This is a genomic window from Streptomyces shinuiensis (assembly GCF_043660855.1).
Taxonomy (GTDB): Bacteria; Actinomycetota; Actinomycetes; order Streptomycetales; family Streptomycetaceae; genus Streptomyces.
Map to the genome: position 1 here is coordinate 5865556 of NZ_JBIHML010000001.1, position 22861 is coordinate 5888416.

24 protein-coding genes are annotated in these 22861 nt (G+C 71.3%); 8 read left to right on the forward strand and 16 right to left on the reverse strand.

Annotation, left to right across the window (positions count from 1 at the left end):
• Window positions 1-87 precede the first annotated feature (87 nt).
• Window positions 88-1338: a hypothetical protein gene (locus tag ACGRHY_RS26440; protein ID WP_394637794.1), complete on the reverse strand. Its 1251-nt coding sequence runs from the start codon at window positions 1336-1338 to the stop codon at window positions 88-90.
• 1346 nt (window positions 1339-2684) lie between these two features.
• On the opposite strand from ACGRHY_RS26440, the gene ACGRHY_RS26445 reads away from it, so the two are divergent.
• Window positions 2685-3059, forward strand: coding sequence for an SH3 domain-containing protein (locus ACGRHY_RS26445; RefSeq protein ID WP_394637795.1), 375 nt, complete (start codon window positions 2685-2687; stop codon window positions 3057-3059).
• 1110 nt (window positions 3060-4169) lie between these two features.
• On the opposite strand, the gene ACGRHY_RS26450 is transcribed toward ACGRHY_RS26445, so the two are convergent.
• From ACGRHY_RS26450 to ACGRHY_RS26475, 6 genes are all read right to left on the reverse strand, one after another.
• Window positions 4170-4817: a class I SAM-dependent methyltransferase gene (locus ACGRHY_RS26450; RefSeq protein WP_394637796.1), complete on the reverse strand. Its 648-nt coding sequence runs from the start codon at window positions 4815-4817 to the stop codon at window positions 4170-4172.
• A 656-nt stretch (window positions 4818-5473) separates the two neighbouring features.
• Window positions 5474-6349: an ATP-grasp domain-containing protein gene (locus ACGRHY_RS26455; protein WP_394637797.1), complete on the reverse strand. Its 876-nt coding sequence runs from the start codon at window positions 6347-6349 to the stop codon at window positions 5474-5476.
• Complete coding sequence (locus ACGRHY_RS26460) at window positions 6346-6972, reverse strand: class I SAM-dependent methyltransferase (protein ID WP_394637798.1); 627 nt, start codon at window positions 6970-6972, stop codon at window positions 6346-6348. The genes ACGRHY_RS26455 and ACGRHY_RS26460 overlap by 4 nt, the downstream gene beginning before the upstream one ends.
• A gap of 543 nt (window positions 6973-7515) precedes the next feature.
• The gene (locus ACGRHY_RS26465; RefSeq protein ID WP_394637799.1) at window positions 7516-8355 is read right to left on the reverse strand and encodes a hypothetical protein; all 840 of its coding nucleotides are present in this window, start codon (window positions 8353-8355) and stop codon (window positions 7516-7518) included.
• Window positions 8356-8436: 81 nt separating this feature from the next.
• Window positions 8437-9231: a hypothetical protein gene (locus tag ACGRHY_RS26470; RefSeq protein ID WP_394637800.1), complete on the reverse strand. Its 795-nt coding sequence runs from the start codon at window positions 9229-9231 to the stop codon at window positions 8437-8439.
• A gap of 25 nt (window positions 9232-9256) precedes the next feature.
• Complete coding sequence (locus ACGRHY_RS26475) at window positions 9257-9670, reverse strand: hypothetical protein (RefSeq protein WP_394637801.1); 414 nt, start codon at window positions 9668-9670, stop codon at window positions 9257-9259.
• A 285-nt stretch (window positions 9671-9955) separates the two neighbouring features.
• Between ACGRHY_RS26475 and ACGRHY_RS26480 the strand changes: the two genes are divergently transcribed.
• Both ACGRHY_RS26480 and ACGRHY_RS26485 read left to right on the forward strand, forming a co-directional pair.
• A complete protein-coding gene (locus ACGRHY_RS26480; RefSeq protein ID WP_394637802.1) occupies window positions 9956-10246 on the forward strand; it encodes a hypothetical protein in 291 nt (96 codons plus the stop codon).
• A gap of 18 nt (window positions 10247-10264) precedes the next feature.
• Complete coding sequence (locus ACGRHY_RS26485) at window positions 10265-10501, forward strand: hypothetical protein (RefSeq protein ID WP_394637803.1); 237 nt, start codon at window positions 10265-10267, stop codon at window positions 10499-10501.
• Between the two features lie 44 nt (window positions 10502-10545).
• On the opposite strand, the gene ACGRHY_RS26490 is transcribed toward ACGRHY_RS26485, so the two are convergent.
• Window positions 10546-10926, reverse strand: coding sequence for a hypothetical protein (locus tag ACGRHY_RS26490; RefSeq protein WP_394637804.1), 381 nt, complete (start codon window positions 10924-10926; stop codon window positions 10546-10548).
• A gap of 681 nt (window positions 10927-11607) precedes the next feature.
• Here ACGRHY_RS26490 and ACGRHY_RS26495 point away from each other — a divergent pair.
• A complete protein-coding gene (locus ACGRHY_RS26495; protein ID WP_394637805.1) occupies window positions 11608-11877 on the forward strand; it encodes a hypothetical protein in 270 nt (89 codons plus the stop codon).
• Window positions 11878-12037: 160 nt separating this feature from the next.
• On the forward strand, window positions 12038-12856 hold the full coding sequence (locus ACGRHY_RS26500) for a BlaI/MecI/CopY family transcriptional regulator (protein WP_394637806.1): 819 nt from the start codon (window positions 12038-12040) through the stop codon (window positions 12854-12856).
• Here ACGRHY_RS26500 and ACGRHY_RS26505 read toward each other — a convergent pair.
• The 8 genes from ACGRHY_RS26505 to ACGRHY_RS26540 all read right to left on the reverse strand — a co-directional run bounded on the left by ACGRHY_RS26505 (window position 12853) and on the right by ACGRHY_RS26540 (window position 20161).
• Window positions 12853-13215 (reverse strand): hypothetical protein, encoded by a 363-nt coding sequence (locus ACGRHY_RS26505; protein ID WP_394637807.1) that lies wholly within the window; start codon window positions 13213-13215, stop codon window positions 12853-12855. The genes ACGRHY_RS26500 and ACGRHY_RS26505 overlap by 4 nt on opposite strands.
• A 128-nt stretch (window positions 13216-13343) precedes the next feature.
• Window positions 13344-13556, reverse strand: coding sequence for a hypothetical protein (locus tag ACGRHY_RS26510; protein ID WP_394637808.1), 213 nt, complete (start codon window positions 13554-13556; stop codon window positions 13344-13346).
• A gap of 260 nt (window positions 13557-13816) precedes the next feature.
• Window positions 13817-14356, reverse strand: coding sequence for an OmpA family protein (locus ACGRHY_RS26515; protein ID WP_394637809.1), 540 nt, complete (start codon window positions 14354-14356; stop codon window positions 13817-13819).
• Window positions 14357-14358: 2 nt separating this feature from the next.
• Window positions 14359-14922: a hypothetical protein gene (locus ACGRHY_RS26520; RefSeq protein ID WP_394637810.1), complete on the reverse strand. Its 564-nt coding sequence runs from the start codon at window positions 14920-14922 to the stop codon at window positions 14359-14361.
• Window positions 14923-15161: 239 nt separating this feature from the next.
• On the reverse strand, window positions 15162-16883 hold the full coding sequence (locus ACGRHY_RS26525) for an MSCRAMM family protein (protein WP_394637811.1): 1722 nt from the start codon (window positions 16881-16883) through the stop codon (window positions 15162-15164).
• Between the two features lie 685 nt (window positions 16884-17568).
• Window positions 17569-18846 carry an MFS transporter gene (locus ACGRHY_RS26530; protein WP_394637812.1) on the reverse strand — a complete coding sequence of 426 codons (1278 nt, stop codon included), beginning with the start codon at window positions 18844-18846 and terminating at the stop codon, window positions 17569-17571.
• Window positions 18847-19375: 529 nt separating this feature from the next.
• Window positions 19376-19828 carry a GntR family transcriptional regulator gene (locus ACGRHY_RS26535; protein ID WP_394637813.1) on the reverse strand — a complete coding sequence of 151 codons (453 nt, stop codon included), beginning with the start codon at window positions 19826-19828 and terminating at the stop codon, window positions 19376-19378.
• A gap of 204 nt (window positions 19829-20032) precedes the next feature.
• The gene (locus tag ACGRHY_RS26540) at window positions 20033-20161 is read right to left on the reverse strand and encodes a hypothetical protein (RefSeq protein ID WP_394637814.1); all 129 of its coding nucleotides are present in this window, start codon (window positions 20159-20161) and stop codon (window positions 20033-20035) included.
• Between the two features lie 582 nt (window positions 20162-20743).
• On the opposite strand from ACGRHY_RS26540, the gene ACGRHY_RS26545 reads away from it, so the two are divergent.
• The 3 genes from ACGRHY_RS26545 to ACGRHY_RS26555 are packed head-to-tail and all read left to right on the forward strand — an operon-like array spanning window position 20744 to window position 22847.
• Window positions 20744-21910 carry a pyridoxal-dependent decarboxylase gene (locus ACGRHY_RS26545; RefSeq protein WP_394637815.1) on the forward strand — a complete coding sequence of 389 codons (1167 nt, stop codon included), beginning with the start codon at window positions 20744-20746 and terminating at the stop codon, window positions 21908-21910.
• Window positions 21910-22614, forward strand: coding sequence for an NUDIX hydrolase (locus ACGRHY_RS26550; protein WP_394637816.1), 705 nt, complete (start codon window positions 21910-21912; stop codon window positions 22612-22614). The genes ACGRHY_RS26545 and ACGRHY_RS26550 overlap by 1 nt, the downstream gene beginning before the upstream one ends.
• Window positions 22611-22847 carry a hypothetical protein gene (locus tag ACGRHY_RS26555; RefSeq protein ID WP_394637817.1) on the forward strand — a complete coding sequence of 79 codons (237 nt, stop codon included), beginning with the start codon at window positions 22611-22613 and terminating at the stop codon, window positions 22845-22847. The genes ACGRHY_RS26550 and ACGRHY_RS26555 overlap by 4 nt, the downstream gene beginning before the upstream one ends.
• Window positions 22848-22861: the final 14 nt, after the last annotated feature.

A 22861-nucleotide genomic window follows, 5' to 3' on the forward strand; every position in this document is an offset into this window, starting at 1 on the left:
GATTCAAGGCCCGAGACCAGGACGGGCCCAGTCTCCGGGAGCCTGACCTGACCCGTCTGTCTCGACGGGCGGGCGGCGGGCGGGAGTTCAGGACAGGTGGTAGGCGGTTTCCCTCACCCGGAGCGGGGCGCCGGCCGGGCCCTGGATGTACGGGCCGCGCCAGCGGATCTTGTGGCGGCCGATGCTGGGGTACCACTGGTTGACCTTGTGCATCTTCACGGGCCACCGGTGGGTGTAGTGGCGCGCGGAGGACGCGGCATCTGTCCCTGGATGACGCTCCGTGGGCCGGCGCAGGTCGACGAGACGGATGCCCGTGGAGCCCTCGAAGGACGCGGCGTTGCCGGAGGACGGCTGGTGGCGCGGGTCCGGGTCCGGGTCCGGGTCCGCAGTGACGGTGATGCCTTGTGCGGCGAGCCGCCAGAACGCGAAGAGGTACCGTTCGGAGAAGTCGTTGTGGGGGTCGGCGACCGGCTCGCCGCTCCACTGAGCTGTCTCCGGCGCCCAGAGGGCGTCGTCGGCGCGGAGGAGGTCCGCGACGTCTCTGTGCAGCATGTGCCGCCTCCGGATGTGCTCGATCGCTTCCGTGCGCGCGGAGATGCTCCTGGTGGAAGCATCCGCACGCATGCCGTTGGTGCCTGCGGGGAACCACGGGGGCGCTGGGTAACCGTCGGCCTGCGCTTCGGCCAGGAACTCCTTCCAATCGGGTGTCTGGATGGGGCCGTCGGGGCGGAGCATCGCGCTGACCCCGACCGCGGCGTACTCCTGACCGGCGGAGCCGTAGATCGTGCTGTGTCTCCAGCCGAGCACGCTGAGGTCGCCCGCAGCACCGTTGTGGCGGTTCAGGACAACCGGCTCGGGCATGACGACGAGCGCGGCCCGCAGGGGGATGTCGGTGTCCCGGTCGAGGGTGAGCAGGTCGTCGGCGTCCAGGGTCAGCGCGGCTGCGATGACGGCCGCGTGGGCGGCCGGGGAGATCACGCAGATCTCGCCGTCGCGGAGCAGTGCGAGCTGCTGTTCGCGTTCGAAGACCGCGTAGTCGGCGATGAACTGAGTGTCGTGCGGCCAGGGACGCGGGAATCCGGCTTCGCCCATCATCCAGGCAGCCGTCTCGTGCCAGGCCTGCGCGGGCGCCAGTCCCAGACGGATGTGCTGCCACATGGCCTCCTGGAACACTCGCTCGGTGGCCCCGGCGAAGTAGGCGGCCGCGTAGGGGTTGCCCTCCAGGAGCCGGATGGTGGCCTTCCGGTCGCGAAAGGCGTCGCGCGCTGCGACAGCGGGGTCCCATCCTCGGGCGTCCTTGCGCCTGCGTTCCTTCTTGTTCCTGCTCGCCTTGCCCATCGTCCACCCGCCCTAGAGGTCTGCCGCAGCTGACGCCCGCCTACCGAACGCCGGGAAGCGTGCCACGGCGGCATGGGGCAGGACTGGCGTGCGCGTCGCCGTTCCGCCTGGCGGGACGACAGCCGGATGCTGCGAGCTGCCGCTCCCGGCCTGCGGGACCATGCTCCCGGCAGACACCCGGCGCACAGACTGGAGCAGCTATCCCGAAGACGGGCCAAGGGCCCGATACCGAGGCGGGAGCAGCGAATGCCCTCTCCTGCCCGGCAGGCCCAGCGGTGCCTTGGCGAGTTGCGATCTTGGAGGGCCCGCACAGGCGGAGGCATAAGCGGGCCGCCCGTCTCCCTGACCGTCCCGCCGCTGGTCCGCTGCGGGCAGGGGCGGGGAGTGGGGACGGCGCACCGGGACAAGAGCATCTGCTCACTTCACCGCAGCCGTACGGCTTGTGAAGCCGTGTCGCCTGCACTGTTCAGAGCTCTGCCGTGGTGCTGTCCGGCGGGGCGCCCCTGTCTGGCCTGCCGCGAGTTCTGGTGGTCGCGTTCGGCAGCGGCCGCGGCCTGCCGGAACACGTGGCACTGTTCGGCCTGGGCGTTGTGGGGTGCTGAGAAGTCCATCTCCTGCAGCACCGGGGCGCAGCGCGGCTCGGCGGTGCGCCAGCGGCGTCGGGCGTCGGGGTGCGTCGTCTTGCACAGTGCCTCGGTGTAGGCGGTCAGGCGTTCGACCGAGCAGGCGAAGCGGCCGGCGGTCAGGGCCTGGCGCGCCTTGGGTTCGCGCCGGGGTCACGGAACTCCGCGATCACCTGTGGCTCGGCTCTGGCATCTATGACGACGGCCAAGGTGCTGGGCGCGAGCGGGTCGACGCGCTCGCTGATTCCTTCGTCGACACGCTCGCACGCGGTGCGGCAGTGCTGTCCGGCGCCCTGATCCGGTTCGGTTCCGACGAGGACGACCCGGGACGGGCGCTGTCGCCTCTCACGCAAGGCCGGTGCTGCAAGGCGCTAGGGCCGCCCAGCACCTCCAGCAGTTCGGCCAACGACGACGCACGCCGTCGTCCACCGGCCCGGCAGCCCGCCCCCCTTCACACAAGCCCAACGGCCAAGGCGTCTTGAGGCCGACAACCGCCCCGGTCCACCCGAACACACCCTGGCCGAGCCGCCAAAGGGCCGGCTGTTCCCCCTCGAGAGTGCTGTGCGGGCGCTGAGGCCTCCTCCCGCCTCCCGGACCGAGCCCGCATCCCGCATCCCACCCCTTGGCATCTTCGCGCCCGTTCCCGTAAGTGGCCCCGGTCGCGGCCTCAGGCTGCAGATACGCACCAGGTCAGCGATCTCACCTGCGAACGGAGAACTCTGCATGCGAACCCTCCTGCGCCGCGCCGCCACCGGCGCCGCCACCGTGGCCCTGCTCACCGGCGGCGCGGTCGCCATGGCACCGTCGGCCGCCGCGGTCGGCTCCTCGGCCTGCACCAAGAACATCGCCAACTACAGCGGCGACATCACCGCCTCGGCCGTCCACCTGCGCAGCGGCCCGTCCACCGGCTACACCTCCAAGGGGCTCCTCTACCGGAACACCGACGTGTACGTGTACTGCACCGCCTCCGGCGGCTCCTGGTCCTACCTGAAGGCCACCTCCGGCGCCAACAGCGGCCGATACGGCTGGGTCGCCACCCGCTACATCAACGAGCCGGTCCGCACCTGCCTGCCGGAGTACCCCTCCTGCTACGACTGATGTCCCCAAGGCCGTCCCTCCACGCCGCGGGCGGCCTTCGAATAGCCCGCCTCTGCGCCGGTCCGCGTGTGGTGCCCGGGCGCGGCGCGAGGAGGGGGCGGGGTGCGGCCTGCCGCAGCGTTCCGTGGGGGGACGGCGGCGGGCCGCACCTTTGTGCGGCCCGCCGGGTCCACCACCGCAGGGCCAGAAGATAGAAGGCTCAGGCAGGGGCGGGCCAGCCGCCAGGGCAGCGGACAGTCGCGCCGCAGCGTCCGTACCGGGCCCGTAAGCACGGCGACCGGACCCGGTACGGACGGCGGCCAGGACGCGTCCCGCGACAACGGTGATCAGTGACGGTCAGGGGTTGGGGCAGCGGCAGGCGAGGGGGCCTCAGGCCGCCTGCGGGTGGCCGGGTGGGCGTCCGGGCAGTCGCCGGGCCCCGCATCTACTCGAACGCGCCGGCGGGGCGGTGGCCTGCTTGGAACGAGGGGCGAGGCCGGCAGCCTTGACGCCTTCGTCCTAGGGATGACGGGGGTCTGCCCGGGCTGTCGTATGCGGCCGTCGTCGCCGCTCCCGGCCGCATCGTCGCCAAGCTGGAGGCAGAGGAGGCCGAGCGTGGTTTGTGCGCCAAGCCACGCTTCACTGCCGGGGGCCGGGCCGATGAGCAGACGGCCCGAGCGCTGCTGCGCCAGATATACCCGCTGCTGCCCGGCGACAGCGACGACGAGCCGGGCCTGCCCTGCCGGGAAGTGCAGGAACAGCGACTGGCCCGCAGCCCGTACCGGATCGTCCCTTGTGCGGAGGGTGAGTACCTGCACCAGGCGGTCGCCGCTCTCAGCGACGGTCTTATGTGCTGGACCCGCGCGGTGAGTCGGCTCTTAGGGGAAGACGACTGGGCTGAAAGGCCCCCGCGGACCGCGCGGTGGTGGAACACTGAGGAGTCGGTGCCCTGCCGATTCCCCCGTGTCGGCAGGGCGCCTGCCGCTATGTGCCCGGGAGTACACCACCAGCAGTCGTCTACGCGGGAGTCGGAGGCGTGGTCCGCAGTAGCGTCGGTTGTGGCTGCGATCGGGTTCGTGATGTCCAACCGGTTCTGCGAGACAATGTTCATGCCTCATCCGGCTCGCGAGGTTAGTACGCGGGAGCGGTCAGCAGAATCCACTGGCCGTGCCCGGCCTGTCCGCTGGCCATGTGCCAGTCGGCGCCAATCGCTTGGTGTAGTTGCTCGGGGGCGACGTACAGGGGGGTGCCGGGGCCGAAGGAGGTGCACCACAGCACCTGTCCGGCGCTGGCGGTCACGCGCCGCAACTCGGGCGCGAAGAAGACTCCGTTGAGGGCGACGACCAGGGGCACGGTGTGGTCTGCGTACGGCAGGAAGCGCACGTCGGCGTTGCGCCACCGCACACCAGTCAGGTCGCCGCAGCGGGTGAGCATCTCGGTGTTGATATCGGTGGCGACTACGGCGGGAATTGCCTGGGCCAGGGCGGTGGTGGCCTCGCCGGTGCCGCAGCACAGTTCCAGTGCCCAGGGGGCGGGGCGGGTGCGGGCCAGTCCGGCGCGCACCGGCCAGTCATAGCCGTGCTGGGTCCCAGACCATGCTTTCCAGATGGGGGCCTGGTCGGCGTAGGTGGTGGTCAGGGTGCGCCAGGCGTCGGTGTCGTGGGGGTCGGTCAGGATGCGCTGTTGGGCCAGGCGGCTGGTGTGGGTGCCTGCGTTCAGGTCGGGGGCCTGGGTGGGAGGAAGGTCGGCGGGGCTGGGCGAGGAGGCGAGGGTGGTCACGGTAGGAGAGCTCCTGATGGGTGGTGTGGCGGAGGCTAGTAGGTCTGTGCCGAGTCGTCGTCGCGCAGGCGCCAGCTACGGTGCAGCACCAGGGTCTGGTGGCATGTCTGGCAACGCAGGATGCTGCCTGGAGTGCGGGGGCGAGGGTGAGACTGGACGGTGTGCCCGCAGCAGACGGGCAGGGCCGAGTGCAGTGGGGCTGGGTACCAGTGGTGGCCACAGGTGGCGCACATCTGGTCGCGGCCCCCGGTGGTGATGTCGATGGTCTGCGTGGTGCGCGGCGAAGTGCACGCGGGACATGGCGGGGCGGTATCGGTCACCAGGGGACGTGGCTCCTCTCCCGCCGGAAGGTCCGGCAAGGCTGTCCAGGGGCATGGGCTGAGTGTGGACGCGCGTGGGTTGTCCGGTGGCGGGCCGGGCGTGGATGTCCCGCCTGGCGGGAGAGGTGGTGCGTCGCGGTGCGGGGGCGGTCCCGGGGGCGGGAGAGGCGTTGAGCCAGTAGCGGTGAGTGCCTGGTGCGGCGGTGTGAACACCAGCTGGTCACGAGGGCATCGGTTCTGCAGGTCTCGTGTTTCGGGTCGGCTTCCTGCCGTCGCCGAGTGGGGCAGGTCGTCGGCGACTGGTGTTGCCGATCTGTTGGTGGGAGGTCGGCCGTGTCATCCGGTCGGTGGGCGTCTGTTGACGGCCAGGGTGGCGACGTGGCGAGCCATTTCGGTGGCAAGGTCGCGGCCGGTAAGTGTGGGCAGGCCTTGGGCGATACCGGAGTTGGTGTTGGCTTCCAGGACAGCGGGGCCGTATCGGTTGGTGATGCTGATGTCGATGCCGGCGATGTCGAGTCCGCAGGCGCGGGCGGCGCTGCGTGCCAGGCCGATCGTCTCGGCTGGGGGGATGCAGGTTTCCATGCGGGCGCCGGGCAGGGCGCTGTTGGTGCGGAAGTCTCCTGGTGGAGCGGTGCGCCGGTAGGCGGCGGCCACCTGGTCACCGATGACGACCAGTCGCAGGTCCTGGCCGCCGGTGTCGGCGAAGGGTTGCACCAGGCGAGGGCCGTTGGCGCGGGCGAGGGCGCGGGTGATCGTTTCTAGGCCGTGGGCCCGAGTGATCCCGTGGCCACTGTGTCCGGTAAGCGGTTTGATCACCACGTCATCGCCCAGTTGCTCGACCACAGAGGCTGCGGTGGTGTCGGAAGAGGTCAGTACAGCGGGGAGCGTCGCCACGTCGGCGGCAGCTAGTAGTTGGGCGCACAGTTGCTTGTCGCGGCCGACGCGCTGGGCGTCGGTGGTGTTGACGATGAGCAGGCCCTCGTCTTCCATCTGGCGTTGTAGGGGGAGGGCCCACAGGGATGAGGCACGCGAGTGCGCCACATCAGCTGGCCGCTGAGCTGGCGCCGGGCCGTTTCGGTGGCTGGAGGGTTTTCTGGTCAGGTGGATGAGGCGGGTGTGGTGCCCGAGGCGGTGGTGCGCGTCCAGCAGTTGCGCCACGCCGTCCTGGGGCGGGTCCTCTGCTACCAGGAGGTCCACACGCAGGCGGGTCATCTTGCCTCCGGGCGGGGTGAGGGGCGGCGGTGGTAGAGCGTCACGGTGTCGTGGGTGCCCCACCAGTTGATGTGGCCGGTGGGGTGTGCCACGGGCGTCCACTGTCGGTCCAGCGTGGTGAAGAAGGCGTCGGTGGCGCAGCTGTTTCCGGCGGGTTCGCCGATGTAGAGGACTTCCGGACCGCGGTAGGCGGTCAATGCGCGGGCTGCCATCTCGTTTACCGAGGGCGGCCAGCAGAGCATCAGGGTGCGGTTGGGGTGGGTGGCTGCCGCCTGTTCGGCGTCACACAGTCTTACCGGTGTCCAGCCTCCGATGCGGGCGACGGCGTCGGTCGGCAGGACGTCCATGCCCAGTTGCTGGAGTTGTCTGGCCCAGTAGCCGCCGCCGGCGCCTACCTCCAGGACGGGCCGGGAGACTGCCTGGCGGATCCACCGCAGCGTGGAGGGGGTGGGGATGGCCCAGCTGTAGTGCGCGCAGTGAGTGCGGCGGTCGCGGGCATAGGGCTGGGGTGGGCTGCCGTCGCCGTCTGATTCCCATGGCAGTCGTTCGACCAGTTCCCAGTAGGGGTTCCTGCCGGGCAGCGGGGGGCTGGCACTGCGGCAGGAGGTGGCGGTGTCCGGCACGCGGGGGTTCCTCCGGGACGGGAGGGCGGCAGTCACGCGGAATGCGCGGCGTGGGCGGACGTGAGCAGGTTACCGGTCACTGAGTGTGGCTCCTCTCCGCCGGAAGGCACGCCGGGGGCTGTCCAGGGGGTCATGGGTTGAGTGTGGGCGCGGGCGGGTTGGCCGGTGGCGGGCTGGTCGTGGGTGTCCCGCCTGGCGGGAGAGGTGGTGCGGTCTGGGGGGTAATTGCCCTCCGCGCGGCAGCGGTACAGGTACCGGCGGGCTGGGCGGTGGGGGCTCGTACGGGTGTCGGTGTGGTGCGGGGGCGGCTTTCGGACAGGTGCGTGGGCAGCATCCGGGCGACACCCCCGCAGACGCCTGTATGTTTCGCAGGAGTTGACCGAGGTCATCGACCTGAGCCGCCACTGGATGGAGGGCCTGACCTCGCGGCTGGTGGCAGGCGAGGAGCAGTACATGAGCGACCACCTGTGGAGCTGGCTGTGATCTAGTCCCGTCGGTGCCTATGGCAACTCGGCATCAGCTACTCCGCGTCGGACAGCGTCTCTACGTGGGGCTGACGCCCCGGGAGCCCTGCTGATGCTGTGTAGCGGCGTGCGCCTGGCCTTGACCGTGGTCGCGGGTGGGCGGCTGCGTCGCATCCGGGGCGGGAGGGACGGCCCGCCGCCTGTGCTGTTCCTGGATTCGTGCGATGCGACGCCGGAGTTCGTCGGGGTCCGCGTTCTGCACCGCCTCGGTGAGCTCCTCGGAGCTGACGTCGAACTCCTCGAAGCCCACCGGGTCGTGTGCACCCGGTGCTCCCTGCTTGATCTGTCGGATGAGGCGCTCTTTGCGCTCCCGCATCTCGGCAAGCCAGTGCGGGTACGACGTGCCGATGGTGGCCTCGGATCGTGTGTGGATGCCGAGGCCCGAGGCGTTGGGGGGGGCGGGCGGTATCGGGGCGCGGGCGCTCACGGCGAAGCGGGGGCCGGGAAGGGTGTGGAGCGCGGATGCGTCGTCGGCGCGGCTGGCGACGATGAGACGGTCGGCTGTGGCGGTCCGCGCAAGGAGTGCCTCGCGAGTGCCGGGGTCGTGCAGGAGGTCGGCGTGCACGACCAGGACGCCGCCGGTGTTGCGTTCGGGATGCTGGACCGCCTCGTCGGCGGACATGGGAGTACAGGCGAGGTCCGGGTGCAGCTCGGTGACGGTGGTACGGATCTGGGGCAGCAGGTGGCGGAAGTCGATCACTGTCAGCGGCATGCCCGTGCGGGCGGCCAGGTGCGCTCCCGCGGCGACCGCGATCTGCCGGCCGGGGGCTCCGAAATCGTAGGTGACGTGGCCTCCGCCGGAGGCCACCAGCGAGTCGATGAGCTGTGCCGCCTCGGGGTGGTCGATCGCATCGGTCATGTGGGGCCTTCTCGGGTTCTCTTGGGCGCGATCCGGCTGGCGGCTCGGTCTTCCTTGCCGTGAGCCGGTCCGGACAGGTGACTAGGTGCGGCCGATCTCCTGGGACCGGTGCTGCTGGTGTGCGGCGGACTGCTCTTGGCCGTGGTCTCGGGGTGTCCGTGACGGATCGGTGGGCACGGTCGCGGCTCGGCGCTGGCGAGCCGGCTCGATGGTCGCCTCGTACTTGCTGCGGAGTTCGCCGACGCGCTGTCTGACCTCGGCGGGATCCGCCCTCTTCAGCACCTCGGCCATCTCGTCGAAGACTGCGATGTCCTGGTCGGACAGGACGTCACGGTTGGCCTGCCGGACCAGGCGCAGGGCCACGCTCATGTCCATCGGCGGGGGCGTCAGGGTAGTCGGCGCCGGACGGAGAGCTGAAGGCATCAGGTCACGGAGTCGAAGGACGAGGCCGGGGGTGGCGAGGGCGTCGAGGGTGGTGTCGCTGTAGTCGTGGCGCGCCACGAGGAGGTGGTCGGCGCTGTGGGCCATCGCGAGCAGCGGCTTGCGCACGTCGGCGTCGCGCAGGATGTCGGCGTGCACGGCCAGGACGCCGTTGATGCTTCCGGTCGGCTGCAAGGCCGCCTCTTCGGCGGAGATGACCGCGCTGCGCGCCTCCGGCTGTACCTCTCGGACGAAGGCGCGGACGTCGGATTGGAGGCTGCGGGCTTCCACGATCATCAGCGGGGCGTTCGTCTCGGCCGCCAGCCGCGCGCCGGCGGCGAGGAGGGTCTCCCGGCCACCGCAGCCGACGTCGTAGGTGAGGCGGCCTCCCCCGGCGGCCACGAGCGTCTCGACGGTCTCCGCGATCCGCGGGTGCTTCAGCACGCTGCTGTCCACGCGATCATTCCCCTCTTCGCCGCGGTCAGTGGTTGTTGTAGAAGGTGGCGGAGGTCTTGCAGTACGAGGGGCGCTGCCCGGTCTTGATCACGCAGACCCGCAGCTTGTAGGAGTATTTCTCGGCGATGTTGTGGCGGCCGTCGACGGCGCTCACGACGGTGCACTCACTGTCGTTGTAGCTGTCGGTGACGCGGTAGACGTGCGCACCGGCGGCGGTCTGGACGTCCACCAGCGCGCGGTAGCCGTCGGTATTGACGTCGCACACCTCCAGCCGGTCGCCCTGTTCGCGGAAGGTCGCGGCGGCGCCGCTGCCGTGCGGGCCGCCGTTGTACCACCAGGTGGTCGCCGCCGAGGCGGTTCCGGCGTTGGTCGCCATCAGGGCACCCAGCGCCACGGCGGGTACGGCGGCGCGAGCCAGGCGCATACGCGTCGACTTCATCCGGTCCTCCTGAACAGGCGGGGCCCGGCCGTGGTGCCGGACCGTTCAGAGGCAATCAGCTCCTCGTGGCACCGAGCGGCTGGTGCCGGACTGCTTCCCAGGTTCTGCGACGGTGTCCGGGCCGCCTGTCCCGCCCGGCGGGATATTCGTCCGGTCCGGCGGCGACCAGCTTCTGCGCCGGTGCCGGGTCTGCCCGGGGGCTTCTGGCCTGTGGAGTGCCGGAGCGCGTGCCGGTTGTCTCCCGCCGGTCACGGCCGGACCGCTACCCTGGGAGAGCAGCGGCACGTGCCGACGACCTTCGAGGTGATCATGGGTAGCGACGACTGGACCCCCGACTCCATCGCCCATGCTCTGCCGGACGCCGGCATGCGCATGGAGTTCGTGCGGCAGCTGAACACCACGCCGCTGTCGGGGCTCGCCGCACTCGGCGAGAAGTGGATCAAGGTCATCAAGGACCTGGAGGCCGCTGCCGAACGCGGCCGTGAGCTGCACGCCTACCAGCAGCAGCACGGCGGGCAGCTCCCCAAGCGGTACACGGACGTCACCGACCTGATCGTGGAGAGTCGGGCCGCCTGAACCATGTACCGGCTCTACATGGACTCCACACTGCATGCCGCATACCGGGACCTTCCTGACAAAGCGCGTGCCCGTGTCGCTCAGTTCCTGCTCGGCTCGGTCAACGATCCCCGGGCGGCCACCAGTCCGTACGGGGACGTCGATGACGGACTGATGAGGCTGTGGGCCTCGGGCGACCTTGCCGTCGCGCTCCTGATCGGGGACCAGACGCGGACCATCACCGTCCTCAGCATCGCCTACGCCGGACTGGACTAGCCCCGGCGAACCCGGCCCGCCCCGGCTTGAGGTGTGCGAGCTCGTCACGCCGCCGGGGCGTGCGCGGTGCCGCACCGCGGGCACCGGCAAGGGTTGCCCTCGCTGGATGTGGCCAGCGCCAGGCACCGCGCGCAGTCGCACAGTTCAGGCTCACCCGGAGCCCTCCGGTAGTCCGGGCCCAGCGGCGCGGCCGAAGGCCAGGCGCCGGGCTTGTGCCCGGCGGGGGCTGAGAATCTCTGCCACAGCGCCACGACCCGGACGGAGGACCGCACAGGGCGGATCTGCAGGCGCATGAACGCGGGCAGATCCCCCTGCTCGCGCATGGCCGCGATGTCGTCGGTCGTGAAGTTCTCCACGGCCCCCTCGCGCGCTCCGGCGTCCCCGGTGATCCGCTCACCGGCCGCCAGGGGTGCTCGATCCGTCACGGTGCCCCTCGTCCAACTCGATCCCTTCGGGCACCCAGGGCGGCGGCATCTCGTGCAAGCCCCCACCGCCGCCCCGGGCTCTCCCCAATCCGTCCCAGAACAGGAGGTCCCCTCACCCTGCCGTTCGGGGAAGCGACCGATGCCGCCGCGGGGCGCCTAGTCCCGGCATCTGGCACGAGCAGGTGCGGGGGCGTCCCGCCTGGCGGACCGGACGGCCGGATCGTGGGTCCGGCGCCGACAGGCGGGCTCAGGCGGCGGGCACCGCGCGGGCCAGCGGGGCCAGGTCGCCGTGGAGAGCGGCGTGCAGGGCCGCCGGAATCTACCGGGCCCGCTCCTCGCCTGCAAGGAGAGGAGCGGGCCTGGATCGAAGGCGCCCACCGGGACTTCGAGAACTCCGACCCGGCCGCACTGGAGGACTACACCGCGTACGAACAGCGCCTCGACCAGTTCGCCCGGTAACACGGCGTGCAGGCCGCTGACGACGAGCTTGAGGACACCCGCGCCAGGCGCCTGTTCCTGAACGACACCGACGAGGCCGGCCGGCAGCGGTGAGGAGCACGGTGGGAACCGGCGCGGGCCGGATAGATCGCGCACCTGCGGAACCAGAACGCCACCGGCTGGGACGAGACGGCGGGTGCGCGTGTCACGCGCACCCTGTCCGACCAGGAGTGGGAGGCCGCGTTGCGGTCAAGGGTCGCCGAGGCCGCCGACGAGGTGCTGTGGGACCTGCCGATCTTCACCGGCCGGCGCCGACCCTGGCTGGCCCCCACCACACGGATGCCCGCCGACGTGCTCCGCCCCCTCCGTCAGGCATGCGCGGCCCAGGACCTTCGCCTGTCCTCCACCGTCCTGCCCGACCTCGGCAACGCCGTCGGGCCCGCATCCCTGGCCCGTTGGGAAGACGCCGCACGCCAACTGGGCGACGAGGCCCACGCGCAACTGCCCCAATGACGTCAGCGCATACCACCTGGCCCGCCGGTGAACATGGAGGCCGGGCCGCGAGCCGGTCTCCACACTCACCGCAAGGGTGGCGATCGTACGGGAGAGTAACTGCCGACCTCTCACAGTGAGTAACATCCGGCAGCAACAACCAGGTACAAGGAGTGCTGTCGTGGCCGACGAGCCCGCAAAGACCCCCATCCAGAACAAGTACGCGCAGCAGTACGCCGACGACCTCGCAGCCAACCGCAAGGAGCAGGGCAACCTCACCGCGCAGATCGCCGGTCTCCAAGAGCGCCTGGAGCAACTCAAGGCGGAGGAGGACTGGTTGACCCAGGCGCAGGGCAGTTTGCCCGAGGTCCCGGCGCCGAGCGTGTCCCAGGCCCAGCCGGCCGCCGCTGAGGCCGAAGCCTCCGCGCCAGCCGAGACGATCGCCGATGCGACCCAGGCCGTTCCGCCGCAGCGGCAGGACGAGCCGGTGAAGGGGGGACAGCCCAGGAAGCCCGCGAAGAAGACCGCGAGCAAGAAGGCCGCCAAGGCGACGGCGAGGAAGACCACGGCCAAGACGACAGCGAAGAGGACGGTGAAGAAGGCCGCCGCGAAGAAGACGACGGCCAAGGAGGCTCCGGCACAGTCGGCCGCCGCCGCGGAAGCACCGGCGGACACGGCCGCGGCCGAGGAGAAGTCGGGGCCGCCGCTGTGGCAGCTCACCCTGAAGATCCTCCTCAAGACCCCCGGGCAGCCGTGCGTGGTCCGTGAGGTCCACGACCAGCTCGCGCAGCTCCATCCCAACCGGGCGACGTCCATCCAGACGGTGCGCAACAACCTGGAGATCCTCGTCAAGAAGGGCCTCGCCGAGAAGTCGACCCAGCGGCGGAACACGATGTACACCGCGTCCGTGGACACCGACGCAGATGCGACGCCTGCTGCGGACGGCGAGACCGGACAGGCTCCCGAAGCCGCTGCCGAGAAGGTCCCGGCGGAGGTCTAACCTCCGCTGTGGCCCGCCCGGGCATCCGCGCCGGTCCGGCGGGCCGAGCGCTGCAGGTGCCCGGGCAGCAACACCGCGCCGACGAGAAGCTGGAAGGCCGCCGGCGCGAAGCCGAACGGGTAGTCCTCGCCCAGGCCCCAGCTCAGGATGCCCGCGACGCACCCGGCTCCCAGCCAGGCGATGGCCTCGCACGGTAGGCCGCTGCGCGTCCTGGCCGTCCCGTAGGCGGCGATGGCCGCCAGCCCCAGGCCGGCGGCCACGCCACTCAGCTCAGCGCGGACGCCCAGGAGGTCGGCGGCGGTGCCGTGACCTGGTAGTTGTCGTCGTGTCTCACGGCTTGGCCAGCTGTCCAGTCTCACGATCGTGTCCGAATCCTCGGGACGGCTGGCTTGCTGGCTCGTCAGCTCGCTGGCTAACCACCAGCTGACGGAGTGCAGAACGCAAGCGGAGCGCTGGCCGGAGTGGCTGGCGCCCCGCTGCCGTGCCATCAGGCCGGTTCGGGTGTGGGCGTCTCGGTCCGGCTGCCACTCAAGACGTCCACGATGCGGAAGTCGTCGCGTTCCAAGGCCTCGACGATCGCCACGGCCATGTTCTCAAGGCCGTCCGTGTCGGCAGGTAGGCCGCCGTGCGCCTTCCGGTAGGCGACCATGGTGTCCACGATCCTGAGCACAACATCGGTGTTCTCCGCACTGCTCTGCATCACGCCTCCTGTTCGTCGTCGCTGCCGCCGTTGACCGCGCGGAGCCGCCGGTGAGCCTTGAACGCCTCCCCGGGTTCCGGCCAGTCGTTGGCGCAGATTCCGTAGCGGGGCGGCATCAGACCCCGCTCACCCGTATGAGTGAAGGGCCTGACCTGCCGATCTCAAACTCGTGTCAGATCTGCCATCGCCTGGCCATCGCTCGTGAGATTTGGCCACGAAATCTGAGACCCTACAACGAGATCCCAGGCGGTCGGCGTCGGTCAACCGGCTGATGCCGCCACAACGATCTCGACACGGCGGTTTCGCTTCCTTCCCGCCTCCGTGCCGTTGTCGGCGATCGGCCGGGCCTCACCGAGGCCTTCGGTGGTGTATGTGACGCCAGCGAGCTCCGGTCGCTTCTGCAGGAGAGCCTTGACGGCGGCAGCGCGCTCCTTCGACAGCTTCAGTCCGTGCTCGGCAGTGCCGAGATCGTCGGTGTAGCCCATGATCTTCACGGGCCGGGACGGGCGTGCCGCGGCGATCTTGCGTGCGACGTCGTCCAGGGCTGACCGCGCGGCTGGCGAGATCGTGGAGCTGTCCTTGGCGAACAGGAGAGAGGCCTGAAGGGTGTACTTGGTCTCCGAGTCGCTCTGGGTCTCGCGCTGGGTTCCCGCCAAGTCCTCCACTTGAAAGACGAGCGGGTACACCCGGCTGGTCAGACCGCTCAGGTTTGTGGCTTCGGGGCCGGGAGGGGTCGGGGCTGCCGTCCCGGTGGTGATGAGCGCGGCCGCCATGAGGGCGAGTGTCGTGGTGGCGGCCATGGTCACTCTGCCGGGATCGTGATTACGACGGGCTGCGTGTTCGCCAGTTGGAGGTCGACCTCGGTGGTCGACTCAGGCGGAGCCGGGAAGGACGCATAGAGCAGGCGGGTCTCCCCCGGCTCGATGATGCTCTTGATCTTGGTGCACAGGCAGGTGCCCTTGGCGTCCTGCAGCGGGAGATAGCGCTTCTTGCCCTTCCTGTCGACGAGGGAGGAACCCTCGAGGCTGTACGACCACGCCGAGGCGTAGAAGTCCTTGTGGCCGTCGTTACGGGCCCCGGCCGAGACCGTCACGATCCCATCGCGCCGCTCCACTCGGTAGATCAGGCCCACGATGTCGTCATCGCCCCGGGTCTGGGCGATCGGATCGGTGGAGGGCAGGCCGGTCGGCTTCGGCGCTGCGCTGGGCGGGGCGTCGGCGGCGGTGCTCGGGGTCGCCGAGGCCTTCGGGGGCTGCGCCGTGGGCGTCTGCGGGCCGTTGGAGGGCGCGCTGGACCCGCAGGCTGCAAGTACTGAGGCAGCCGCGACGGCAGCGGCAGCGGCGGCCAGCTGTCGGGGAGATCGCATAGGGCCTTCCTCTCAGGGAGTCGTCGTATACGGGCCGCGCGGAGAGGTGGGTCCGGCGGGTCGCGCGCCGTTGGTGTGGGCGATGTGAGTCACCTTGTACGTGCGCGCCGAGGACTGACCGGCCTGAGTCCCGGGGCTCCTGCAGGGCGGGAAACGTTCTGGCTGTCCGTCCCGGCAGGCGGGAACTGCGCGGGTGACCGGCCGGACGGGGCTCGCGATGGGCCCCGTCCGGCGGGCGGTCACCGGTTGTCGGGCGTGTGGGCGTGGCGTCGGCGGGATCCGGCCCAGACAGCGCCGCCTCCGGCTGCTACCAGGACACCGACCGCCCCGATGAGCCAGGTGGTGGAGGCCGCGCCGGTGTGGGCGAGCTCCGCGGTGGGCGCGGGCGGCTGGGGCGCGGCCGACGGCGGTGTGGGGGCAGGGGGCGGTGTAGTGGCCGGCGGGCTGGCGGGGGTCTTGGTGTCGGCGAAGGTGACGGTGACCTGGGCGCCGGGGCGGGCGGTGAAGCGCTGGGGCGCGGCGTCGGCCTGGTAGCCGTCCGGCGCGGTGGTCTCGCTCGCCCAGTACGAGGTGCCGTTCTTGAGCTGCACATTGAGCTTGAGCTTGGCGGTGCCGTCCTTGCCGGTGGTCAGCTTGGCGATCTCCTTGCCCCGGGTGTGCTTGCCGGAGGCGTCGAGGGTGTCGGTGTTGATCGTGATGACCGCTCCGGCGAGCGGCTTGCCCGTCGCCTTGTCGGTCTTCTTCACCAGCAGTTCGCCCTGCTTGAACGGGTCGACGATGGTGAGCGGGTTGGCGGCCGCGCGCTTGCCCTCGGTGATGGTGATGCCCTGGTCGGGAACGCGCTCGTGCAGGCGGCTGCCGGTGTCGGTCTCGCGCAGCCGGTAGGTGCCCGGCGCGAGGTCGTCGAAGGCCAGGGTGCCGTCGGCGCCGGTCTTGCCCTCGGCGACGACCCGGCCGCTGTCGGGGTCGGTGAGCTGGAAGGCGGCGCCGACCAGGCGCTCGCCGCCCGGGTCCTTCTTGTGGATGGTCACGCCCCCCGGGGCGGGGGTGACCGCGATGGCGGCGTTGGCGCTCGCGGTGGTGGTGTCACCGGCCAGCAGCATCCGCTGGGCCTTGCTGTCGCGGGGCGTGAGGATCTTCAGCTCGGAGCCGGGAAGGTTCGACGCGGTGGCGCGGACGGTGGCGGTGCCCTTGGTGTCGGCGGTGAACTCCCACTCGGCGGTGCCGTCCTGGCCGGTGGTGACCTGCCCGTGCTCGCCGTCCTTGCCCGCCTCGGCGAGTGCGACCTTGACGCCGGGCACCTTGGCGCCGGAGAGCTGGGCGGTGACCGCGACGGTGACCATGACCTTCTTCCCGACCGAGGTCTGGGTCACCTTCGGGGTGACGGTCAGTCGGTAGGGGCCCGCGTACCGCTTGGCCTCGGCCAGGTAGCCGAGCGCCATCGTCCGGGCGGAGGGGTCCACGTTGGGGTAGGCCAGACGCTGCTTGCCGCGGGCGCCGTCGATGCCGTAGGCGCCGCCGGCCAGCCACTCGTACACGGCCGCATCCACCGCGGCGGCCTGGGCCGCGTTACGGGTCTGGCCGTACTTGCCCACGACGTAGGAGGCGTAGGCAAGATGGGCGTCGGGGACGGGTCGGCCGGTGACCGAGGACGTCCAGTGCTCGACCGTCTTCGGGCCGGTGTAGCCGCCCGCCTGGTCGGGCCCACGGCGCTCGGGGTCCGCGCAGAACGTCTCGTAGTTGCCGTACACCGTCATGCCGGGCGGCCCGTAGGCGCCGATGTGGGAGCTGGCGGCGTGGCCGTCACTGTCGGGGATCGCATAGCCCGGCCCGAATTTGTCGTGGTCGGCCGCCGGTCCCGGGGCCGCGTGGGCGTGCGACCAGGCGAAGGTCCCGGCCGCCGCAGCGGCGATGACGGTGGCGGCCAGGCGCGACGACGCGCGGACGAGAGGTGCGTGCATGACGGGGGTGAACTCCTTGGTCAGGGAGGGGTGATGCGGGCCCAGGTACGGCAGCGCCCGCCCGGGCGGATGGATGAACGGGGGCCCGGGCGGGCGCTGGGGAGGGGAGGTCCTGTGCGGCTACGGGCGCGCCGTGAGCACGGCGAGCGGGCGCTCGGCGAGGTCCTCGCCCGGCCGGGCGGACGTCCGCGGGCGGGCGGCGGACAGCGGGCGGGACTTGTACGGGCGCTGGATCATCTCGAAGGCTCCTCGGAGAAGACGGTGGTGAAGCGTCGGTTGGACAGAGGCGATCTCAGCAGGACGGGCCCCGCACCACCAGAGGTAAAAGCTGACAAACTCTGCTAATCCCCGGGAGTGGGATACGAGTTGTCGCGACGGTCTCGGCTGCGGGACAAAATCTCTCCGACGCCGTGGTCCCGGTCCGTCCGGCGGGTCGCCCACCGCGCGGCCACGGCGTGACGGCGGTCACACCCGACGTGCGTCGGCGGAGCCGACAGCGACCTCCCGGTCGGCCAGGCTCGGTGGCCGAATGCCACAACGGAGGGAATGACCCGATGCCTGTACTGCACGACCGGGTCCGTGCCGCTCACGCTCTTCTTGGTCTGAAGATGGAAGCGCGCGTTGTCGAAGGTGAAGTGGTTGTCCGTTCCGGAGGGCGGGAGCGGTGCCCTGCGGTCCGTCCGCCTTACACCTCGGCCGTGGTGGGGGCGGGCACGGTGCGGGCCGAGAGGAGAAGCGCGCACAAAGCGGCGGCCATCAGCGGAACGGCGAAGTGGCCGCCGAGTGGGCCCGCCAGGGCGGTGCCGCCTGCCAGGCCGAGGCGGATCGCGCTGGACATCCAGCCGACCGCCTCGGTCGATGTGCCCGGTGGGGCGAGCGAGGTGACGGTCAGGCTGGCAACGGTCAGCAGGGGGACGAACAAGGCGCCGGGCAGCATCGCCAGGATGAGGATTGCCGCAGCCGGGAGCGGGGCGAGCAGGGGGAGCCATCCGGCGGCGAACGCGGCGCCCAGCAGCATCAGGTGCCGCGGCCGGGGAGCAGTCGCGGGCTGGAAGCGGGCGAACATGACGCCGCCGAGTAGCCCCGCAGCGGCGAACACGGCGGGCAGCGCGCCCGCGAGCCAGGGCGCGGCCTGCCGTTCGGCAACGACGATCCCGGCGACGTCGAGGGCGCCGACCGTGGCGCCGAGGAAGACCAGGGAGAACAGCAGGGGCCGCATGGCGGGCGGGCGCAGTACGCCGAGCCGCTGCCGGCGGCGCGGTGTGGCCCGCCAGGTGCGGGCGGGGCGGGTGGTGGCGAAGGCGAGAGAGCCGGCCATGGTGACGGCAGCCGCCAGGGCGAGGGCCGCGGCCGGGGAGAGCCAGGTGGCCATCACGATGGCCAGGGCGGGGCCGGTGACGTAGACGATCTCCTGGGTGGAGGAGTCCAGGGTGTAGGCGGTGCGCACGTGCGCGTCATCGGGCAGTACGGCGTGCCACAGCGATCGCAGCCCGCCCTCCAGCGGCGGGCATCCGGCTCCGGCCAAGGCGACGCACACGGCGGCCAGCGGTAGGTGAGAGGTGCCCACCAGGGCCAGGATGCCCAGCGCGGTGGCGACCAGGACGGCGCCGAGGTGGCAGGGCAGGGGAAGGCCGCGCAGATCGGCCAGCCGCCCCAGCAGCGGCAGACCGAACGCCGGGGCGATGCCGTAGAGCGCGGCCAGCAGACTGGCGGTCGCCAGGGAGTGGCCGTCCGCCTGTGCCGCCAGGATCAGGGCGACGGGCACCATGCCCAGCGACAGGCGGCCCACGACCGATGAAATCAGCAGGCGGCTGCAATATCGGCGGCGCAGCACATCGCGGAAGGTTGGCGGGGTGGTCCGTGGCGCCGGATCGTCGGCCGGTGCAGGCGGGGGTGACGGCTGCGGTGCGCGGATCGGCGCCTGGGTGGTGCGGGGGACGTCGCGGACCTGCGCGTGGGCCATCGCCTGCCTGCCTCTGCAAGGGAGATCGTGGGTGCGGGAGAAGGCCGCCGTCCGTGCGCCGGGGCCCAGGGGGGCAGGCGGCGGCGTACGGACGGCGGCAGCGGCGAAAGAGGTCCATCCGCCATGGCGAGAAGCCCAGCAGGCTGCCAGGCTGCCCTCAACGTCGCTTCCGGCAGGGCGGACAGCATCTGTGCTCCCTCCCACCCCTTGGGGCGGCAGTCGGGCACATCGGTCCGCCACGCGACGCCCTTGGCGTGTCCGGCGATTGCTCCGCGCGGACTGGAGGGGCTCCTCGCTGCACTCGGCACGCTGCGTCTGCCCGGCCCGGGGCAAATCCGCATGCCGGAATCGGTGTGCGTGGGCGGAGTCACGCTCGGGGTGACCGGCCGATAGGCGGCGAGCAGCGGGGATGCCAGTGGTCTGGAACGGGGGCCTTCTGCTGCTGATCGAGCTCTGCGGCCGAGAGTGCCTGCCGTTCCCGGGGCGGCGTCGTTTCCGGACGCGTCGGCACACCCCCCGGTGCGGCCTGTCAGCGCCGCTGCTCGGGAACACGCCCGGCGATGCCTTCCAAGGCTGAAACGCCCCTGTTCAGCTCCTTGAGCAGTTGAGCCATGCCGAACAGAACACCGTGCAGCTCCCGCACTACGTCCGCGAACTCAGTTAGCGGCTTGGCCTGTTCATCGGACGGACGGGGGGTGCGCGCGAGCCCAGGATGCGCAACAAAGGTTCCCCGCCCTTGGCGGGCGACCACGTGCCCCTCGTTCTTCAGGAGGCGGATGGCCTTCTGCACCGTCAGGCTGGACGCCTGGTGAACCTTCATGAGCTCGGCGTGCGACGGCAGGAAACACCCCGGCTTGAGGGTTCCATCGGCGATCTGGCGTCTGAGGTCCTCAGCGACGCGCTCGAACTTTCGCAGCCCGCAGCCGTCGTCACACGTGCTGTCAGCGCTTCCCTGCGGAGCCTCGCTGGTGTGAATCGCCATGGCAGAGTCCTGGAGTCAGGAGGCCGAGCCGCCGACGGGTCCGCGGCGGATCCGAGCCCCACGGTGACGGCTGAAAGTGCAGGAACAGCCCGGAAACGGCCGGTCTCCGGCACGGCAAGGTGCCCCTGAGTAGCACTGGCCGCAGGCTGAGCCTGGCCGCCTACCCTTCGTTCTCTTCTTCCATGCCCGAGACGTTCGGGTTGATCAGCCGCAGTGCTTCCCGGAGTAGCTGCTCCAGGCGGTCGAGGAGTCCCAGGTGGCGTTGGCTGCTGCTGCGGCCAACGCCATGACGGCGGGGGCTACGGCAGCACGGGTCGCGATACGGCAGATCATCGGGGAGCCCTTTCGAAGAACGTGGCGCGGAAGTGGCCTGGGGGTCGATGCTGCGCACCAGGGCACGGGCGGTGAGCGGATCGGCCGCCCGGCTCCCGCAGCATGCAACGGCGACCTGGGTTGCCGTTTCGCAGGGCGGGAGTAGCAGTGCGGCCGGCTGCGCGGGTGAGCGCAGCCGGCCGCGCCGAGAGCGCACGGCTTGGTGGTCTTGGAAATCTCCTGGGGCCCCTCGGCTACTACTTCGACGCCCTGGCAGGGATGCGCACCCTCAGGTCCGGACGTGACCGATCCTGGGCGGCCGATACGGCGGTGACGCCGTCGGCCATCGGCAGCGGTCCCACCTACGGGTTCCGCGACTTATCCTGCCCTCCCGGCCGGCGGAGTCCGCCGCGCGGTAGCCAGCACCGGCGCGACGGCAGCGCCCGGGGCCGTCGAGTCCGCGGGGCGGGAGGTGCAACCGGGTTGTGCAGCGCATCCTCCCGCCCCGCGGCGTGCTCGGCGCCCGGGCGGCCCTCAGCGGCTGCGGGCGGGCGTAGATGGAGTGGCACCCATAGCCCGAGCGACCCGTATGGAGCCGATGACGTGAGTCCCCGCACCGCCTTGACTCCGCCCGACGAGGACCTGGCCATCGGCTTCCAGCCGTCCCCGCCCGCGGCGGACACCCGCGCGCTCCACCAGCTGCAGCGCGCCCTTGCGCCGGGCGAGCGGCCGTTCCTGGGCCTCCCGGACCACCTGGGCCAGGTGATGGCCGAACTCTCCCAGCTGCTCGGCCTGTTCAACGGTCAGCAGGACGGCCCGTACGACGACACCCGCTTCGCCGACGGCACCCGAGCGCACGAGAAGGCGGTGCTCACCTACTTCGCCGCGCTCGTCGGCGCCTCCCTCGACGAGGCGCACGGCTATGTGGCGGCCTCACCGCGCGAGGCGCTCCTGCACGGCCTGGTCATGGCCCGCCGCGGGCTGCCGGAGCCGTCGGTCTACATCAGCGAGCAGGCCCACTACGACGTCGTGCGGGCCTGCGAGCTGCTGGGGATGAACACGGTGCGGGTCCATGCGCTGGGCGACGGCACGATGGATTCGGACGATCTGCGGCTGCAGACCCGGATGCGGCGCGGGGCGGGGGCGCTGGTGGTAGCCACCTGCGGCACTCCCCTGCACGGCGCGATCGACAACGTGGCCGAACTGCGCGCCGCTGCCGCGTTCGGGCCGGTGCACATCCATGTCGATGCGAGCGCGGGTGGACTGGCGGCCGCGCACACCGACCTGGTGCCGCCGTGGTCACTCGCACACGGCGCGCACTCCATCACCCTGTCCGGGCACCCTCTTCTGGGGCTGCCCGTCCCGGCGGGCGTCTCGCTGGCCCGGCGCGTGCAGGCCCCTCCCACGAACCTGCCGATCACGGCGCCCGACCGCCTGCTGGTCGGCGCCCGCAGCGGGCTCAGTGCACTGTTGCTGTGGACGCGGCTGCGCTCCCTGGGGCGGGCTGGCATGGCCGCCGTGGTGGCCCGGTGTCAGGAGATCGCCGCCTACGCGCTCGCGCAGTTCGAAGCCGCGGGGGTGGCACCGGAACGCTTCCCCGGCTCGCTGACGGTCACCTTCGAGCGGCCCGCCCGGTGGGTGGTCGACAAGTGGAGCCTGCACTACAGCGGGGACCGGGCGCGGATCGTCACCACCGGGCCCATGACGTACACCGCCGTCGACGAGCTCGCCGCCGATCTGTCCGCTGCCCGTCAGGGAGTTGCCGCGTGATGCCCGCCGTTCCGCTGCCCCCCTGGCTGCTCGCCCTGCCCGCCGAGGTCGGTGATCTGATGGACCACACTCCCGAGTCCGCGTACGCGCATCTGCGCGACACCCGCCCCGCGTTGTTCTCCAGCCCGGCCGGCGACGGCGCGATTGGCATCACGCGCTGGCCGATGGCCGAGGGGCAGGTCCTGCACCGTGACGAGGAGCGGGTGGTCCTCGAAGACCCGGTGGTCCTCCCGGACGGACGGCAGGAGCGCCTGCTGCGGATCCTCGCCGCGCGGCCGGAGCCGCCGGTGGCCGTGCTCCCGCTGCTCGACGGTCAAGTCGTGCTCGTCGACCGGTTCCGGCACGCGGCCCGCACCTGGACCTGGGAAATCCTCAGGGGCGCCGGTGCGGGGGACGTCGGCGACGCCCAGAACGCGGTCGAGCAGCTTGAGGACCTACTCGGTACGAGCGCCTCGGAAGTGATCGGCCTGGGCCGGGTTCACCCGGACCCGGCGATCCTGGCCGAGGCGGTGATGCTGTACGCGGCGCGCATCGACGCCCTGGGCGAGCTCGCGCACGGCGCGGGGGTCCGCCGGGTGCGCGTCGTCGCGTTCGCCGAGGCGGAGCAGATGGCCCTGACCGGTCAGATCACCGACGCGGTGACGATCGCCTCGTTGTTCCGGGCTCGTCAGGCAGGTCTGGGCGAGGAGGGCCCGTCCGTATGACGGGGGCACCGGGACGCGACCGGCTGACCGCCGTCGTCGAGCGCGCCATCGAGCAGCACCTGCCCGGCGGCACATACGGGGTGGATGTTCCCAGCATGGCCCGTGAGGTCGTGCGGCAGGTGCGCCGGCAGTTGGTGTTCGAGCGGTTGGAGGAGACGAAGGCGAAGCTCGCCGGGACGCTCGAAGGCAACGCCGCCCGGGCGGAAGAAGCCTCCCAGGGGGACGCTCCCTGAGCGCAGGCGGGGAA

Excerpts from the sequence above, each read along its gene's own strand:
- ACGRHY_RS26540 (WP_394637814.1), bottom strand. The coding sequence starts at position 20,161 with ATGATCTGCCGTATCGCGACCCGTGCTGCCGTAGCCCCCGCCGTCATG.
- ACGRHY_RS26440 (WP_394637794.1), bottom strand. The coding sequence starts at position 1,338 with ATGGGCAAGGCGAGCAGGAACAAGAAGGAACGCAGGCGCAAGGACGCC.
- ACGRHY_RS26525 (WP_394637811.1), bottom strand. The coding sequence starts at position 16,883 with ATGCACGCACCTCTCGTCCGCGCGTCGTCGCGCCTGGCCGCCACCGTC.
- ACGRHY_RS26535 (WP_394637813.1), bottom strand. The coding sequence starts at position 19,828 with ATGGCGATTCACACCAGCGAGGCTCCGCAGGGAAGCGCTGACAGCACG.
- ACGRHY_RS26445 (WP_394637795.1), top strand. The coding sequence starts at position 2,685 with ATGCGAACCCTCCTGCGCCGCGCCGCCACCGGCGCCGCCACCGTGGCC.
- ACGRHY_RS26465 (WP_394637799.1), bottom strand. The coding sequence starts at position 8,355 with ATGACCGATGCGATCGACCACCCCGAGGCGGCACAGCTCATCGACTCG.
- ACGRHY_RS26550 (WP_394637816.1), top strand. The coding sequence starts at position 21,910 with ATGCCCGCCGTTCCGCTGCCCCCCTGGCTGCTCGCCCTGCCCGCCGAG.
- ACGRHY_RS26530 (WP_394637812.1), bottom strand. The coding sequence starts at position 18,846 with ATGGCCCACGCGCAGGTCCGCGACGTCCCCCGCACCACCCAGGCGCCG.
- ACGRHY_RS26555 (WP_394637817.1), top strand. The coding sequence starts at position 22,611 with ATGACGGGGGCACCGGGACGCGACCGGCTGACCGCCGTCGTCGAGCGC.
- ACGRHY_RS26485 (WP_394637803.1), top strand. The coding sequence starts at position 10,265 with ATGGACTCCACACTGCATGCCGCATACCGGGACCTTCCTGACAAAGCG.
- ACGRHY_RS26520 (WP_394637810.1), bottom strand. The coding sequence starts at position 14,922 with ATGCGATCTCCCCGACAGCTGGCCGCCGCTGCCGCTGCCGTCGCGGCT.
- ACGRHY_RS26455 (WP_394637797.1), bottom strand. The coding sequence starts at position 6,349 with ATGACCCGCCTGCGTGTGGACCTCCTGGTAGCAGAGGACCCGCCCCAG.
- ACGRHY_RS26475 (WP_394637801.1), bottom strand. The coding sequence starts at position 9,670 with ATGAAGTCGACGCGTATGCGCCTGGCTCGCGCCGCCGTACCCGCCGTG.
- ACGRHY_RS26510 (WP_394637808.1), bottom strand. The coding sequence starts at position 13,556 with ATGCAGAGCAGTGCGGAGAACACCGATGTTGTGCTCAGGATCGTGGAC.
- ACGRHY_RS26515 (WP_394637809.1), bottom strand. The coding sequence starts at position 14,356 with ATGGCCGCCACCACGACACTCGCCCTCATGGCGGCCGCGCTCATCACC.